Here is a 15,270-nt window from a genome sequence, read left to right as displayed (position 1 = left end):
ACATCCCTCCCGCGCGCCGGATTCGGGCGTGCTCCCGGCAGTCTCCCGTATGGCACCAGGCCCGGCCTTGGATTTGCCCGGATTGGCGGGAAAGCTGACGCGGCAACGATAGACTCCGGGAGAACGGAAACGCATTGACCGACATTTCCGAATTCCTTGCCGGCACCGGCGGATTCCTTCTCGGCACCATCGTGCCGTTCCTGTTCGTTCTTACCGTTGTCATCTTCGTGCACGAGATGGGCCACTACCTCGTGGGGCGCTGGTGCGGGATCGGTGTGCGGGCGTTCTCCATCGGCTTCGGGCCGGAACTGTTCGGCTTCAACGACCGGCGCGGTGCGCGCTGGAAACTGTCGGCGATCCCGCTCGGCGGCTATGTCAAGTTCGTCGGCGACATGTCGGCGACGAGCAAGCCGGACGCCGATGCCGCCGCTGCGCTTCCCGATGAGGAGCGGCGCATCGCCTTCCACACGCAACCGGTGTGGAAACGCGCCGCGACGGTGTTTGCCGGGCCCTTTTTCAATTTTCTGCTGACGATAGCCGTGTTCGCCGTCATGTTCGGCCTCTATGGCCGCGTGGTGATCGAGCCGACGGTCTCCCAGGTCCAGCCTGGAAGTGCCGCCGAGGAGGCCGGTATCCTGCCGGGGGACCGGTTCGTCTCGGTCGACGGGACGCAGGTCGAGACCTTCCGCGACGTCCAGCGCATCGTATCCGGCCGGGCAGGCGATCCGCTGACCTTCGTGATGATGCGCGATGGCCGCGAGGTCGAGCTTGTCGCCGTGCCGCGGGTGACCGAGCAGGAAGACGCGCTCGGCAATACGATCAAGGTCGGCGTCATAGGCGTCATCAATGACGAGGGAGAAAGCGCCAGGCGTGTCGACGAGTTCGGTCCGGTGGGCGCCCTTGTGGCGGGGGTCGAGGAGACCGGCCACGTGATCGCCCGCACCGGCCAGTTCCTCAAGCGCTTTGTCGTTGGGCGCGAGGACCGCTGCCAGCTTGGCGGTCCGGTGAAGATTGCCGACATGGCGGGCAAGGCAGCGAGCCTGGGCTTCGGGTGGCTGATCCAGCTCGTCGCGCTTCTGTCCGTGGGCATCGGAATTCTCAATCTTTTACCCATCCCCCCGCTTGATGGCGGGCACCTGTTGTTCTACGCCATGGAGGCGGTGATGCGCCGGCCGGTGCCGGAAGTGGTGATGGAGGCGGTTTATCGTGTTGGAATGCTTGTAGTCCTCGCGTTCATGGGTTTCGTTTTCTGGAACGATCTGTTTGGATGCTGAGGAGATAATGTGTGGCGGACAGGGGACTGCGTGAGGGGGCATCCGGGGCCGGTCGTTGAGGCGGTGTTTACCACGTTCGACGATTGGCGTGACGTGAAAGTCACGGATGGATGTTTCGTAAACGCAAATTAACCAGAAGCCTTGCGTGTAGAGAAAATCCGGCTATTACGGTAGCCATTGCCCGTTTGTCCGGATTTCTCGCCGTGGGGACAACGAGAATAGAAGGTTTTAAAGCCCAATGAAGGCAGCTTCCAGATTGATGTGCGCCGTTTCGGCGGTGGCGCTGACGGCCGGTCTAGCGGTATCGGGGGCGATCGCTGTCCAGCTTGCATCCGTATCGGTCGCCGAGGCGGCGACGGTCAGCCGAATTGAAGTCCGCGGCAACCGCCGTGTCGATGCCGATACGATTCGCAGCCAGGTCGGCATCTCGCCAGGCCAGTCCTTCAGCAATGCCGACGTGAACGAGGCAGTGAAGCGCCTTTTCGGCACCGGCCTCTTCGCCGATGTGTCGATTACCCAGTCCGGAAACACGCTGGTCGTGACGGTCGACGAATATGCGATCGTCAACCAGGTGCTGTTCCAGGGCAACAAGAAGATCAAGGACGCCAATCTTGCACGGGCCGTGCAGTTGGAGCCGCGCAAAGCCTTCTCCAACCAGCTTCTGCAGGCCGACGAAGAGGCCATTCGCGCAGCTTACCAGCGCATTGGCCGTGACGCGGCGACCGTCACCGGGCGCATCCAGGAGCTGAGCGACGGGCGCGTGAACGTCGTCTTCGATATCCAGGAAGGCGACCGCACCAAGATCGGTTCCATCGAGTTCATCGGCAACGAGGCCTTTGGCGACCGCCGGCTGAGGGACGTGATCTCGACCAAGCAGTCGAATTTCCTGTCGTTCCTGATGCGCAACGACATCTATGACGACAACCGTCTGCGTGCCGACGAAGAAGCGCTTCGCCGCTTCTATTACAATCGCGGTTTCGCGGATTTCCGCGTCATCTCGTCATCGGCCGATCTCAACGAGGCCGACAACAAATACACGGTCAGATTCACCATCGAAGAGGGTGAGCGCTACAGGTTCAGCGACGTGTCGGTCGATTCGACCATCGAGGGCATTGATGCGACCACTCTCCAGGGCCGTATCGAGACGCGCAGCGGCGACCTCTACAGCGCCGAGGACATCGAAGACACGATCATCGGCCTTACCGAGGAAGTCGCCGGGCGCGGCTACGCCTTCGCGCAGGTCACGCCGCGCGGCAGCCGCGATTTCGAGAACCGCACGATCTCCGTGGTCTATTCGATCGACGAGGGGCCGCGCGCCTATATCGAGCGGATCGAGATTCGCGGCAACGACCGTACCCGCGACTATGTCATCCGGCGCGAATTCGACGTCAGTGAAGGCGATGCCTTCAATCAGGTGCTGATCCAGCGCGCCAAGCGCAGGCTCGACAATCTGAACTTCTTCCAGACCGTCAACATCACCACAGTGCCGGGGTCCCAGCCTGACCAGGTCGTCCTGGTCGTCGACGTGGTGGAGAAGTCGACCGGTGAGTTCTCCATCGGCGCGGGTTACGCTACGGGCGCTTCGTCCTCCAGCAATGGCGGCTTCTCGGTCGAAGGGTCGGTCACCGAGCGCAACTTCCTGGGGCGCGGGCAGTTCATCCGCGTCGCCGCCGCCGGCGGCAAGGACTCGCGCGACTATACCTTCTCCTTTACCGAACCCTACTTCCTGGGACGCCGTATCGCAGCCGGCTTCGACATCTTCCGCAATACGCGCAGCGTGGACAATTCCGACGGGAAGAACATCTATGATCGCGAGGCAACGGGCGCCACGGTGCGTTTCGGTCTACCGATCACGGAGGCCCTGACGGCGCAGCTTGCGTATAATTATTCGCAGGAAGAATATACGAAGGGCAGCGATTTCGCCGGCACGACGGTTTCCACGGCGATCCAGCAGGCGATCGGGCAGGGGACCTGGAAGAAGTCGTCTGTCAGCGGGTCGTTGATCTACAACACGATCGATGACATGAAGTTGCCGCGCGAAGGCATCTACGCCAACTTCACGACGGAAGTCGCCGGCCTGGGCGGCGATGCCAAATGGGTCAAGCTCACGGCGCGTGCGAACTACTATCAGATGATCTCGGAGGAGATCGACCTCGTCGGTCTCGTCACCGTCGGTGGCGGACATATCGTTGGCTTCGGCGATGATCCGCTCCGGGTTTTCGACCAGTTCAACAGCAACGACAGGATGATCCGCGGCTTCAAGTATAACGGCATAGGCCCGTATGAGACTGCCGGGAGCAGCCGTGACTATCTCGGCGGAACGACGTATTTCCATGCTTCGGCTGAAGCACAGTTCCCCATGCCGATCATTCCGGAGAGCTTCGGCATGCGCGGCGCTTTTTTTGCTGACGCAGCAACACTCTACGGCTCGGACTATACCAGCCCTAATGTCGGGGGCACAGATATGGAATGGCGTGCATCGGTTGGCGCCAGCCTGATCTGGGCTTCGCCCTTCGGTCCGTTGCGCGTCGACTATGCGCATCCCGTCGTGAAGGAAGACACGGACCGGGTTCAGCATTGGAACTTCGGTATTTCCACGCGGTTCTAGGCCCTGGGCCCGCTAAGGCATAGCAGACTGTCCGGGCAGCTCGATGCAGCCCGGACGAGAAGGCGTTCATGAAAGAACCCGACTTTTTTGTCCCCGCGCGCCGCATCAACGTGGGCGAGATCGCGGCATTGACCGGCGCAACTCTTGCCAGGCCGGAGCTTTCGGACGTTGAAATCACCCATCTGGCGGCCGCCACGGAAGGCGGACAGGGCGCGCTGGTCTTCGTGGAAGGCAAGCGCAACGCCAATATCATCCCCGGCCTGATCGCGGCCGCCGTCATCTGCCCGGAAGAATTCGCCGATAGGGCGCCGGACGGCGTGGCGGTGCTTGCTTCGCCGAGGCCGCAGCATGCGTTCGCGGCGGTGGCCCGGCTTCTCTTTCCCGCCGCCAGCAGGCCGCAGCCGATGACCGGCGAAACAGGCGTCTCCGACCGTGCGGCAATTGCCGCCGATGCCCTCATCGAGGAGGGCGCCATCATCGAGGCCGGGGCGGTGATCGGGGCAGGCGCCGAGATCGGCACCGGGACCATCATCGCGCCGCATGCCGTCATCGGCGCCGGCTGCAAGATCGGCCGCGGCAGCTATATAGGCCCCAACGCCACCGTCCAGTTCGCCGTGATCGGCGACGGCGTGATCATCCATCCCGGTGTGCAGATCGGTCAGGACGGGTTCGGTTTTCTGCCCGGGGCGGCGGGGCTGGAGAAAAACCCCCAGCTCGGCCGCGTGATCATCCAGAACGATGTCGAGATCGGCGCGAACACGACCGTTGATCGCGGCGCTTTGACGGATACCGTGATCGGCGAAGGCAGCAAGATCGATAATCTGGTGCAGATCGCGCACAATGTGCGCATTGGCAGGGCCTGCGTCGTGGCCGGCCAGTGCGGGCTTTCCGGCTCGGTGAAGCTCGGCAATTACGTGATGCTGGGGGCCGTGTCGGCATTGCCGACCATCTGTCGGTCGGAGACGGCGCGCAGCTTGCCGCCTCCAGCGGCGTCATGAACGACATTCCGGCGGGCGAGCGCTGGGCAGGATCGCCTGCGCAGCCCATGCGGCAGGCATTTCGCGAACTGACGGCGCTGCGCCGGCTCGCCGAGGGAACCAGGAAGGGAAAGTAGCACAATGGCCGATGGCTCGACGCTCGATAGTCTTGAAATTCTGGATCTGCTGCGCCTGCTGCCGCATCGCTATCCGTTTCTGCTGGTCGACCGCATCATCGAGGTCGACGGCGACCGTTCCGCCATCGGCGTCAAGAACGTCACCTTCAACGAGCCGCATTTCCAGGGGCACTTCCCCGGCCAGCCGGTCATGCCTGGCGTCCTGATCGTCGAGGCCATGGCGCAGACCGCCGGGGCGATCTGCATCAACAATTCCGGCGACAGCCAGCCTTCGGTGGTCTATTTCATGACCATCGACAATGCCAAGTTCCGCAAGCCCGTGGTTCCGGGCGACCGGCTCGAAATCCATGTCGTCAAGCAGAAGCAGCGCGGCAACATCTGGCGGTTCGCCTGTGAGGCGAAGGTCGATGGCGGCAAGGTCGCAGAGGCCGTGATCTCGGCCATGATGTCGGCGAAAGAGCCGAGCTGACTAGACGCCATGCCACTGGAAACCGTCATTCATCCAAGCGCGGTGATCGAAAAGGGCGCCGAGCTCGGTGCCGGAGTGCGCATCGGGCCGTTCTGCCATGTCGGGCCGCAGGCCGTCATCGGCGATCAGGTGGAGCTTGTCAGCCACGTCACCATCCTGGGCGAGACGACGCTCGGGCAGGGGTGCCGGGTCTATCCCACCGCCGTGTTGGGCGGCCCGCCGCAGGACCTCAAGTACAAGGGCGGCCGCACGACATTGTCGGTGGGCCGCAACTGCATCGTCCGCGAAGGCATGACGATCCACCGGGGTACGGAAACCGGGCGCGGCCACACGGCGGTGGGCGACGATTGCTATCTCATGGCCTATACCCACATCGCCCATGACTGCATTGTCGGCAACAAGGTGACGATGGCGAACTATGCGGGCCTGGGCGGACATGCCGAGATCGGGGACGCCGTTATCCTGTCCGGCTATGCGGCGGTCCACCAGTTCGTGCGCGTTGGCCATCACGCTTTCCTGGGCGGCTATGCGGCGGTGGTCGGCGACGTCATCCCCTACGGCATGGCTGTCGGCGACCGGGCCAAGCTGCGCGGGCTCAACGTGATCGGCATGAAGCGGTCGGGCATGCCGCGCTCCGAGCTGGTGCAATTGCGCAAGGCCTACCGGATGCTGTTCGATCCGGATCAGCCGCTTGCCGCCAATATCGGCCGCGTCGCGGCCGCTTTCCCTGGCTCTGCGGTCGTGGCAGACATGCTGCACTTCGTGGAGGGCAAGGAAAAGCGCCACTTCACGGTGCCGCCGCGCGGAAGGGCCATCGACGATGACGATGACGGCGAGGACTAGCAAGGCAAGTTTCGGCACGGGTGGCCGCGTCGCCGTGGTGGCCGGCAGCGGGCTTCTACCCGCCTATGTGATTGATGCCCTTGCTTCGGCCGGCCATCGGCCTGTGGTGGTGGCGATCGCCGGCGAGGCCGACATCGCCGATGCGCCGGCGCGCTACGATCTTCTCACTGCGGCGGTCGACAGGCTGGGCTTCGTCCTGCCCGAATTGCGCAAGCGCGGCGTGACGCATCTGGTGATGGCTGGCGGCGTGGCCAAGCGCCCGCCGCTCTCGCGCCTGCGGTTCCCGCCATCCGTGCTTCTGCAGATACCCCGGCTCATCGCCGCTTATGCGCGGGGCGACGACGGCCTGCTGCGCGCCACCATCGGCTATATCGAAAGCAGTGGCATCCAGGTCGTGGGGGCGCATGAGGTGGTGCCGGACCTGCTGGCGCCGGCCGGGACACTCGGCAAGATCAAGCCCGGAAGCGGCGACCGGAAGGATATCGCGGCCGCCTTTGCGGCGGCGCGCGCCATCGGCGCGCTCGATATCGGCCAGGCGGCCATCGCCATCGGCGGGCGCGCTGTGGCGCTCGAGGGCATCGAGGGAACGGACGGGCTGCTGGAGCGCATGAAGGATTTGCGCGGACACGGCCGGCTGGCCGGCAAGGCGCGCGGCGCGCTGGTCAAGTGCGCTAAGCCGGGGCAGGAGGAACGGGCCGACCTGCCCTCCATCGGCCCCCGCACGATGACCGCCGCCAGGGCGGCCGGGCTTGGAGGCGTTGCCGTGGAAGCCGGCCGCAGCCTGATCCTCGACATGGCCGAGACGATCCGGCTTGCCGACGAGCTGGGGCTCTACCTGGTCGGTCTGGAAGGCGAGCCCGCGGCATGAGCGCCAAGAAGCCCCTGCGCATCACCGTCGTGGCCGGCGAAGAATCGGGCGACCTGCTGGGCGCCGATCTCGTGGCGGCGCTGGCGCGGAAGACGGGCCGGGACGTGGTCCTGACCGGCGTCGGAGGGCGCAATTTGCGCTCGCTGGGTCTGGTGTCCCTGTTCGATGCCGACGAGATCGCGCTGATGGGGATATCGGCAGTCCTTCGCGATCTGCCGCGCCTCTGGCGCCGTATCGGCCAGACCGCAAGGACCGTTGTCTCCGAAAAGCCCGACTGTCTCGTGACCATAGACAGCCCCGAATTCGGCCTGCGCGTGGCCCGCAAGGTGCGGGCGGCCGATCCTTCGATACCGATCGTGCATTATGTGTGCCCCAGCGTGTGGGCGTGGCGGCCGGGCCGGGCGGCGCAGATGCGGCCCCATGTGGACCATGTCCTGTGCCTGCTGCCTTTCGAGCCGGCGGAGCTCGAACGGCTGGGCGGGCCGGCAGGAAGCTATGTCGGACATCGGCTGAACGCCGACGAAAACATACTGGCCGCCGCCCATGAGCAGCTCACGCGCAAGGAAAAGCCGTCGCCCAGCCGCAAGACGCTGCTGGTGCTGCCCGGCTCGCGCCGGGGAGAGGTCCAGCGGCTGATCGAGCCATTCGGCAAGGCCGTTGCCGAACTGCACGGGGCCGGCCACCGCTTCGACGTTCTCCTGCCGACGGTGCCGCATGTCGCGTCCATCGTCGAGAAGGCGACCGAAGACTGGGCGGTCAGGCCGGAGATCATCCTGGAGCCGGAACGCAAATGGCGCGCCTTTGCCGGCGCGGACGCAGCGCTTGCCTGTTCGGGAACGGTCGCGCTGGAGCTGGCGCTGGCGCGCGTGCCCTTCATCAGCTGCTACAAGACCGATCCGCTCGCACGCATGCTGATATCGATGATCACGGTCTGGTCCGCCTCGCTGCCCAATCTGATCGCCGGCTGGCCGGTGGTGCCGGAATATTTCGACCAGTTCGTGCGGCCATCCTACCTGGCACGGCAGATCGGGCAATTGTGGGAGGACACGCCGATGCGGGCTGCGCAGCGCGAGGGCTTCGCCCAGGTTGCCGCCGCGCTCGCAACGCCGAAGCCCTCCGGCGAACTGGCCGCCGATGCCGTGCTCGCCACGATCCATCAAGGCAAGCGCAAGGCGGCAAGGTAAGCCTCAGGCGCTTGTGACGCGCTCCATGAAGGCGCGCGCGGCGTGGGGCGCGCGGATCTTTCCTTCGTGAATGAAATAGACGAAGACATCGCGCGGGCGCTTTTCGATCCCGGTGGTCTCGTCCGCCAGCGGCAGATCGCCCGGCATGCCGCCCTGTGCCCATGTTCTGGCACGGTCGGCCCAGGCGTCCATGTCCGCCGGCGTATAGGCCGTGGGTATGTCGTCCTGGCCGCGCTGCAGCCGCGCATAGACGAAATCGGCCGTGACGTCGGCGATCTCGGGATATTCGAAGTGATGCGCGTAACAGATCGCGGCCCGGTACTTGCGGGCAAGCGCGGCGAATTCCGGCACGACGAAGGAAGAGTGGCGGACCTCCAGCACGTGCCGCAGGGCGATGCCATCCCGGCTCGAAGGCAGAAGCTTGAGAAAACCCTCGAAATCCTCCGGGTCGAACTTCTTGGTGGGCGCGAACTGCCAGACCAGCGGGCCCAGCTTCCGACCCATTTCGGTGATGCCGGAGCCCAGGAACTTCTCCAGCGATTCGGCAGCCTCCGAAAGGACCTTGCGGTTGGTGACGAAGCGGTTTCCCTTCAGCGAGAAAACGAAATCGTCGGGCGTCTCGCTTGCCCATTTGGCATAGACGGCAGGCTTCTGCGAGCCATAATAGGTCCCGTTCACCTCGATCGTCGGCATCTGCCTGCTGGCATATTCGAGCTGCCGCTTCTTCGGCAGGTCGTCGGGATAGAAGGTGCCTTCCCAGGGCTCGAAGGTCCAGCCGCCGATGCCGGCGCGGATGGTGCCAGATTGCATGTCATCGCTCCTCAAAATTACGCGCCGAAGATGCGGCCGCCGCAGTGCTTTGTCCACCCGGGACGCGTCGGCTCCTGACAGCAGCGGTCGCCGTGGGGCGCACGGCCCGATCCCCTCTTGCAAAATCTACCACTTGGCTTCGCCAAGATGTTGATTTTGCTTTCTCCCCCGCAAAGGGGGGAGATAGCGCGCGCTGATCCTTCCGCGCCAAACTCGAACGTGGGAGATTGGCGGCGAGGTCGATGCCGGCTTTATCTCCCCCCGCTGCGGGGGAGAAAGCAAATTCCTGGGCTTAGCAACGCTAAGTCCTTGGAATTTGCCAGAGGGGGGATGATCCTGCGCGTTCGCGCTGCCCGCCTCATGACGTGTCGGGGCTCTCCAGTGCGTAGAGGGCCAGCGAATGGGCGTGCGCCAGGATTTCGTCGACCTCGCGGATTTTGCGCGGGCGGCGGGCGGAGGGGTCGAAGCGGGGTAGCCGGCGACCGGTCGGGCGGCCGGGCCTGAGCGGCGAGATGCGGCGCGTGAGCCCCAGATCGCGGCGCGCCTTCCAGCGGGCGAAGCGCGCGGCCTGGCCCGGCAGATCGTCGAGGGCCGCGGCAATTGCCGCCAGGCGCCGGCCGAGACGCGCAGCGCTTACCGGATCGTCGCGGGATGGCGGCGGCGGGAGGGGAGAGGGCTCGGCGAGGCCGGGAAACAGGATGCGCGGGACGGCGCGCGCGGGCGCATTCTGGCCCTTCGATCCTTTGGCCCCTTCGACAAGCTCAGGGCGCGGTCGATGGCGCAGCGGGTCGAAGAGCGGCAGGCTCAAGGCGCGCTGACGGGCGGGAGCGGCCGCCCGCCTGGCTGCCGCGGCGGCGCGGGCGCGATCGGCGGGCGACATCATTACGGCGAGGCCGAGACTGCGCAGCAGCGGCGCCGAGCTCGCGGGCTTCGGCTTCGCCTTGCGCGGGGGCGGCAGGGAGACGACAAGACCCCGCGCGGCCGCGATGATCAGCCGCCGGGCGGCGGCTTCGGCCGGACGCAGCAGGCGCAATATGGCGCGCCAGAGATGGCGGGGCAGGGTCCGAGGCTCCCCTTCGACAAGCTCAGGACCGGCTCGCGCTTCGGAATGAGGCCCCACGACCGGCCCGGCCATGGCGACGAGCGATGCGACGATGCGCTTCAGCGCCACGCGATTTCGCTCGATTGCCGCAGTTCCGTCCATGGCCGCCTCCTTTCGTGCAGGTGGCGGGGATTATCGCTCGGGGCGGGGAGGGGGTGGATAAAATGGGCGAGAAATTTTTGAGAAAAGATTCCAAGTGCAGTGAAGACAATCAGATAGGAGGCCAAGTTCTTTTGGAGGTCGCGGATTCAATCCACGCGGTTGCGGGCGATTCCCTCTCATGGATTCAAGGCAGCGCTGATCCCCCCTCTGGCAAAATCTAACACTTGGCTTCGCCAAGATGTTGATTTTGCTTTCTCCCCCGCAAAGGGGGAGATAGGCGCCTTGCGCCGTCGTCTCCGCAAATCGCGGACCTTGGCGACTAGCAGCGAGGCCGATGCCGGCGATATCTCCCCCCATTGCGGGGGAGAAAGCGATTTCAACATCTTAGCTGGAGCAAAGCGGAGGCTAAGTGTTAGAAATCGCCAGAGGGGGGATTGAGGGGGACCTTGGAAACCGATGCGCTACCAACCGCCGGACATCCACCGCAGCCGCGCCCGGACTATGCGCAAGGACGCAACCAAAGCGGAAAACCTGCTCTGGCAGGCGCTGCGCCGCGACCGGCTCGAGGGGCTGACCTTTCGCAGGCAATATCCGCTCGATGGCTACATCCTCGATTTCGTCTGCTTCAGCCTGAAGCTGATCGTCGAGGTGGATGGCGGGCAGCATGCGCAATCGGCGTCGGATGCAAGGCGCGACGCGCATTTCCGCCGCAGCGGATTTACGGTGCTGCGGTTCTGGAACGACGACGTGGTGCGCAATCTTGATGGCGTGTGCATGGAGATCCTGGCGGCTGCGGGGAAGCGGTGATGACCGTTGGTCGCGACGGCCCGCGCCCGATCCCCCCTCTTGCAAAATCTAACACTTAGCTCCGCTAAGATGATTTTGCTATCTCCCCCGCAAAGGGGGGAGATAGGCCCTGCATCACCCTCCCCGCCAACCTCCCGTGCTCAAGTTTGGCACGGACAGCGCAGCCCCTATCTCCCCCCTTGCGGGGAAGCGCCTGTTGTTCCGCCCAGAACTCTTTTCCGAACTTCAGCCACACATATGAAAGGAGGAAGTCGCCAAAACTCGCCCATCCACTTGATTTGAACACGGTTCGTCCAACTCCAACATGCCGCACGCCATCCCGTACCCAAGTATGCATCGGGCTGCCGCATCCGTACTCACGCCGCCGACCGGCTGCTATTGCTTGCTGAAAGCTCTCGTTGTTGGCGATTCTTTCTAATGACCGTTTGCTTGGCGACATAAGGTCGATATTCGCCAGATAGTGCCCGTGGCAACTCGTAAAGGCTTTACCTGAGCCACACTCGCAAAGTCCGAGTTTCTTTGCCATAACGCCCCGCTGCCGTTGTGCAGGAAAACCTACTCCGCCGCCTCTCTTTTCCGCCCCGGCCGGCGCTCCAGGAGCTCGCGCAGGAACTGCCCCGTATAGCTGCGCTCCTCGGCCATCACGTCGTCGATGGAGCCCTCCGCCACGAGTTCGCCGCCGCCGTCGCCGCCTTCGGGGCCGAGGTCGAGGATCCAGTCGGCGGTCTTGATGACTTCGAGATTGTGCTCGATGACGACGACCGTGTTGCCCTGGTCGACGAGCTCGTGGAGGACTTCAAGAAGTTTTGCTACGTCGTGGAAATGCAAGCCTGTCGTCGGCTCGTCGAGGATGTAGAGCGTCTTGCCGGTGGCGCGTTTGGAGAGTTCCTTGGAAAGCTTGATGCGCTGGGCCTCGCCGCCCGACAGCGTGGTGGCCTGCTGGCCGATGTGGATGTAGCCGAGGCCGACGCGGGCGAGCGTTACGAGCTTGTCGCGCACGGCGGGGACGGCGGAGAAGAACTCGACGCCTTCGTCGACGGTCATTTCGAGGACATCGGCGATGGACTTGCCCTTGAAGGTGACGTCCAGGGTCTCGCGGTTGTAGCGCTTGCCGTGGCAGACGTCGCAGGTGACATAGACGTCGGGCAGGAAGTGCATCTCGATCTTTATGACGCCGTCGCCCTGGCAGGCCTCGCAGCGGCCGCCCTTGACGTTGAAGGAGAAGCGGCCGGGCTGGTAGCCGCGCGCCTTGGCCTCCGGCAGGCCGGCGAACCAGTCGCGGATCGGCGTGAAGGCGCCCGTATAGGTGGCGGGGTTGGAGCGCGGCGTGCGGCCGATGGGGGACTGGTCGATGTCGATGACCTTGTCCAGATGCTCCAGCCCTTCGACCCGGTCGTGCTCGGCAGGATGCTCGCGCGAGCCCATGATGCGGCGCGAGGCCGCCTTGTAGAGCGTTTCGATGAGGAATGTCGACTTGCCGCCGCCGGAAACGCCGGTGACGCAGGTGAATGTGCCGAGCGGGATGTCGGCGGTGACGTTCTTCAGATTGTTGGCGCGGGCGCCGACGACCCGGACCCGCCGTTTTTTTGAGATCTCGCGGGTGGCGGAGGGCATCGGGATGGCCATGTCGCCGGTCAGATAGCGGCCGGTGAGCGAGGCGGGATTGGCCATGATGTCGGCCGGCGCGCCCTCGGCGATGATCCTGCCGCCATGAACGCCGGCGGCGGGGCCCATATCGACCACATAGTCTGCCGTCAGGATGGCATCCTCGTCGTGCTCGACGACGATCACCGTGTTGCCCAAGTCGCGCAAGTGGCGCAGCGTCGCCAGAAGCCGGTCGTTGTCGCGCTGGTGCAGGCCGATGGACGGCTCGTCCAGCACGTAAAGCACCCCGGTGAGACCGGAGCCGATCTGCGAGGCGAGGCGGATGCGCTGGCTCTCGCCGCCCGACAGCGTGCCGGAATTGCGCGACAGCGTCAGATAGTCGAGGCCGACATCGTTGAGGAAGCGCAGGCGCTCGCGGATCTCCTTGAGAATGCGCGCGGCGATCTCGTTGTGCTTGTCGTTCAGGCTCTGCGGGAGCGCTTCGAACCAGCTATTGGCGGCCCTGATCGACATGGCGGTGACTTCGCCGATATGCCGGCCGCCGACCTTGACCGCCAGCGCTTCCGGCTTCAGCCGGTGGCCGCCGCAGGCGGGGCAGGGGTGGGCCGACATGTAGCGCTCGATCTCCTCGCGCATCCAGGCCGATTCGGTCTCCTTCCAGCGGCGCTGCAGGTTCGTCACTACGCCTTCGAAAGGCTTGGTCGTGCGGTAGCTGCGCAGCCCGTCGTCATAGTCGAAATCGATCTTCCTCGTGCCGGTGCCGTGCAGGATCGCGTCCCGCGCCTCCTGGCCGAGGTCCCTCCAGCGCTGGCCGACCTTGAAGCCGTATTCGCGGCCGAGGGCTTCCAGCGTCTGCAGATAATAAGGCGAGGTCGATTTCGCCCAAGGCGCGATCGCCCCCTCGCGCAGGACAATGTTCTCGTCCGGCACGACAAGATCGGGATCGATGGCGCGCTGGCTGCCCAGCCCGTCGCAGGCGGGGCAGGCGCCGGCCGGGTTGTTGAAGGAGAAAAGCCGGGGCTCGATTTCGGAAATGGTGAAGCCCGACACGGGGCAGGCGAATTTTTCCGAAAACAGCATGCGCTCATGCGTTTCGTTCTTGGATTTGTTGGCGGAACCGCCTTCCGCCGTTTCGTGCTCGGGAAGGGGCCTGTCGGCAAATTCGGCCACGGCCAGGCCCTCCGAAAGCGCCAGGCAGGTCTCCAGCGAATCGGCCAGACGCGTGGCCATGTCCGGGCGCACGACGATGCGGTCGACCACCACATCGATGTCGTGCTTGTATTTCTTGTCGAGGGCGGGAGCGTCGCCGATCTCGTAGAAGGCGCCGTCGATCTTGACGCGCTGGAAGCCCTTCTTCTGCAGTTCGGCCAGTTCCTTGCGGTACTCGCCCTTACGCCCGCGCACGATGGGCGACAGGATGTAGAGGCGCGTGCCTTCCTCAAGCGCCAGCACGCGGTCGACCATCTGGCTGATCGTCTGGCTCTCGATGGGAAGGCCCGTGGCCGGCGAGTAGGGCACGCCGACGCGGGCGAACAGCAGGCGCATATAGTCGTAGATTTCGGTGACCGTGCCGACGGTGGAGCGCGGGTTCTTCGACGTCGTCTTCTGCTCGATGGAGATCGCCGGCGAGAGCCCGTCGATCTGGTCGACATCCGGCTTCTGCATCATCTCCAGGAACTGCCGGGCATAGGCCGACAGGCTTTCCACATAGCGGCGCTGGCCCTCGGCGTAGATGGTGTCGAAGGCGAGCGACGACTTGCCGGAGCCGGACAGGCCGGTCATGACGATCAGCTTCTCGCGGGGGAGGTCGAGATCGACATTCTTGAGATTGTGTTCGCGGGCGCCGCGAATGGAAATGGATTTGTGGTCGGGCATGCCCCGTCGCCGCCTTGTCTTGCTCTGTGCCAGTGTCCGGCGCGGGCCGGCTCGGCTACATGTAGGAAACCACGCGACATTGTCGATGGCGCAGCCGCATCCGCGCAAGGTCCGTTTTATGCTTTTGGGCCGCGCCTGCAAGCGAAAAAGAACAAAGGCCGAACGGTCTCCTGACAATTCGAGCTCCAGCCCGGCGCTTCGATCACTTTTGATGAACGGCCAGGCCCACATCTTGACGGCCGGATCGAGACTGCGCACATTAGCTGCGCATCGGGAGAAACAGGTAGAATCCCCAGGGATCGCCAATGTCTCTTCGGTGCAACGCGCAAGGAAACCAGGAGGGAGACATGAATCCACCTGACTGTTCCACGGGCTCCAGGCTCTAGCTGGAGCCACGGCTGCGCGCCGGAGGAACCCCTTGCCGGCTTAGGCGGCAGGGAATGCGGCTGAGGCAAATCGGCCGGACCGGCAGTTCCCCGAGAGTTGCCGGCATCTTCCAGGCGAGCGGCTGCCACATGAAAATCCAACCTGAACGAACCGGGCCTTCGGGTCCCGGAGAATGCCGGTAAAACGCTCCCGGCACGGGTAAAGTCCCAGGAAGGCCCTGCG

Annotated in this window: 10 protein-coding genes and 1 pseudogene; 8 read left to right on the top strand and 3 right to left on the bottom strand. The window is 64.6% G+C overall.

Annotated features, from left to right (window positions below):
- The first annotated feature begins 134 nt into the window (after positions 1 to 134).
- The 7 genes and pseudogenes from rseP to lpxB all read left to right on the top strand — a co-directional run bounded on the left by rseP (position 135) and on the right by lpxB (position 8,360).
- The gene (rseP, locus tag NTH_RS01135) at positions 135 to 1,274 is read left to right on the top strand and encodes an RIP metalloprotease RseP (protein ID WP_338528278.1); all 1,140 of its coding nucleotides are present in this window, start codon (positions 135 to 137) and stop codon (positions 1,272 to 1,274) included.
- A gap of 238 nt (positions 1,275 to 1,512) precedes the next feature.
- On the top strand, positions 1,513 to 3,882 hold the full coding sequence (gene bamA / locus NTH_RS01130) for an outer membrane protein assembly factor BamA (protein WP_338528277.1): 2,370 nt from the start codon (positions 1,513 to 1,515) through the stop codon (positions 3,880 to 3,882).
- Positions 3,883 to 3,950: 68 nt separating this feature from the next.
- A pseudogene (gene lpxD, locus NTH_RS01125) lies at positions 3,951 to 4,996 on the top strand (UDP-3-O-(3-hydroxymyristoyl)glucosamine N-acyltransferase).
- A gap of 4 nt (positions 4,997 to 5,000) precedes the next feature.
- On the top strand, positions 5,001 to 5,465 hold the full coding sequence (gene fabZ, locus NTH_RS01120) for a 3-hydroxyacyl-ACP dehydratase FabZ (RefSeq protein WP_338528276.1): 465 nt from the start codon (positions 5,001 to 5,003) through the stop codon (positions 5,463 to 5,465).
- Positions 5,466 to 5,474: 9 nt separating this feature from the next.
- Positions 5,475 to 6,308: an acyl-ACP--UDP-N-acetylglucosamine O-acyltransferase gene (lpxA, locus tag NTH_RS01115; RefSeq protein WP_338528275.1), complete on the top strand. Its 834-nt coding sequence runs from the start codon at positions 5,475 to 5,477 to the stop codon at positions 6,306 to 6,308.
- Positions 6,286 to 7,176, top strand: coding sequence for an LpxI family protein (locus NTH_RS01110; RefSeq protein WP_422392332.1), 891 nt, complete (start codon positions 6,286 to 6,288; stop codon positions 7,174 to 7,176). The genes lpxA and NTH_RS01110 overlap by 23 nt, the downstream gene beginning before the upstream one ends.
- On the top strand, positions 7,173 to 8,360 hold the full coding sequence (gene lpxB / locus NTH_RS01105; RefSeq protein ID WP_338528273.1) for a lipid-A-disaccharide synthase: 1,188 nt from the start codon (positions 7,173 to 7,175) through the stop codon (positions 8,358 to 8,360). Before NTH_RS01110 ends, lpxB begins: the two co-directional genes overlap by 4 nt.
- A 3-nt stretch (positions 8,361 to 8,363) precedes the next feature.
- On the opposite strand, the gene NTH_RS01100 is transcribed toward lpxB, so the two are convergent.
- Both NTH_RS01100 and NTH_RS01095 read right to left on the bottom strand, forming a co-directional pair.
- Positions 8,364 to 9,170 carry a DUF72 domain-containing protein gene (locus NTH_RS01100; protein ID WP_338528272.1) on the bottom strand — a complete coding sequence of 269 codons (807 nt, stop codon included), beginning with the start codon at positions 9,168 to 9,170 and terminating at the stop codon, positions 8,364 to 8,366.
- 358 nt (positions 9,171 to 9,528) lie between these two features.
- A complete protein-coding gene (locus NTH_RS01095) occupies positions 9,529 to 10,374 on the bottom strand; it encodes a hypothetical protein (RefSeq protein WP_338528271.1) in 846 nt (281 codons plus the stop codon).
- A 456-nt stretch (positions 10,375 to 10,830) separates the two neighbouring features.
- On the opposite strand from NTH_RS01095, the gene NTH_RS01090 reads away from it, so the two are divergent.
- On the top strand, positions 10,831 to 11,181 hold the full coding sequence (locus NTH_RS01090) for an endonuclease domain-containing protein (protein ID WP_338528270.1): 351 nt from the start codon (positions 10,831 to 10,833) through the stop codon (positions 11,179 to 11,181).
- A gap of 555 nt (positions 11,182 to 11,736) precedes the next feature.
- On the opposite strand, the gene uvrA is transcribed toward NTH_RS01090, so the two are convergent.
- Positions 11,737 to 14,661: an excinuclease ABC subunit UvrA gene (gene uvrA / locus NTH_RS01085; protein WP_338528269.1), complete on the bottom strand. Its 2,925-nt coding sequence runs from the start codon at positions 14,659 to 14,661 to the stop codon at positions 11,737 to 11,739.
- Between the last annotated feature and the right edge of the window lie 609 nt (positions 14,662 to 15,270).

The organism is Nitratireductor thuwali, assembly GCF_036621415.1.
Classification (GTDB): Bacteria; Pseudomonadota; Alphaproteobacteria; order Rhizobiales; family Rhizobiaceae; genus Chelativorans; species Chelativorans thuwali.
Note: the sequence above shows the minus strand (reverse complement) of the source record. Positions and strands in the feature narration are given on the sequence as shown.

Excerpts from the sequence above, each read along its gene's own strand:
- bamA (WP_338528277.1), top strand. The coding sequence starts at position 1,513 with ATGAAGGCAGCTTCCAGATTGATGTGCGCCGTTTCGGCGGTGGCGCTG.
- fabZ (WP_338528276.1), top strand. The coding sequence starts at position 5,001 with ATGGCCGATGGCTCGACGCTCGATAGTCTTGAAATTCTGGATCTGCTG.
- lpxA (WP_338528275.1), top strand. The coding sequence starts at position 5,475 with ATGCCACTGGAAACCGTCATTCATCCAAGCGCGGTGATCGAAAAGGGC.
- NTH_RS01110 (WP_422392332.1), top strand. The coding sequence starts at position 6,286 with ATGACGATGACGGCGAGGACTAGCAAGGCAAGTTTCGGCACGGGTGGC.
- lpxB (WP_338528273.1), top strand. The coding sequence starts at position 7,173 with ATGAGCGCCAAGAAGCCCCTGCGCATCACCGTCGTGGCCGGCGAAGAA.
- NTH_RS01100 (WP_338528272.1), bottom strand. The coding sequence starts at position 9,170 with ATGCAATCTGGCACCATCCGCGCCGGCATCGGCGGCTGGACCTTCGAG.
- NTH_RS01095 (WP_338528271.1), bottom strand. The coding sequence starts at position 10,374 with ATGGACGGAACTGCGGCAATCGAGCGAAATCGCGTGGCGCTGAAGCGC.
- NTH_RS01090 (WP_338528270.1), top strand. The coding sequence starts at position 10,831 with ATGCGCTACCAACCGCCGGACATCCACCGCAGCCGCGCCCGGACTATG.
- uvrA (WP_338528269.1), bottom strand. The coding sequence starts at position 14,661 with ATGCCCGACCACAAATCCATTTCCATTCGCGGCGCCCGCGAACACAAT.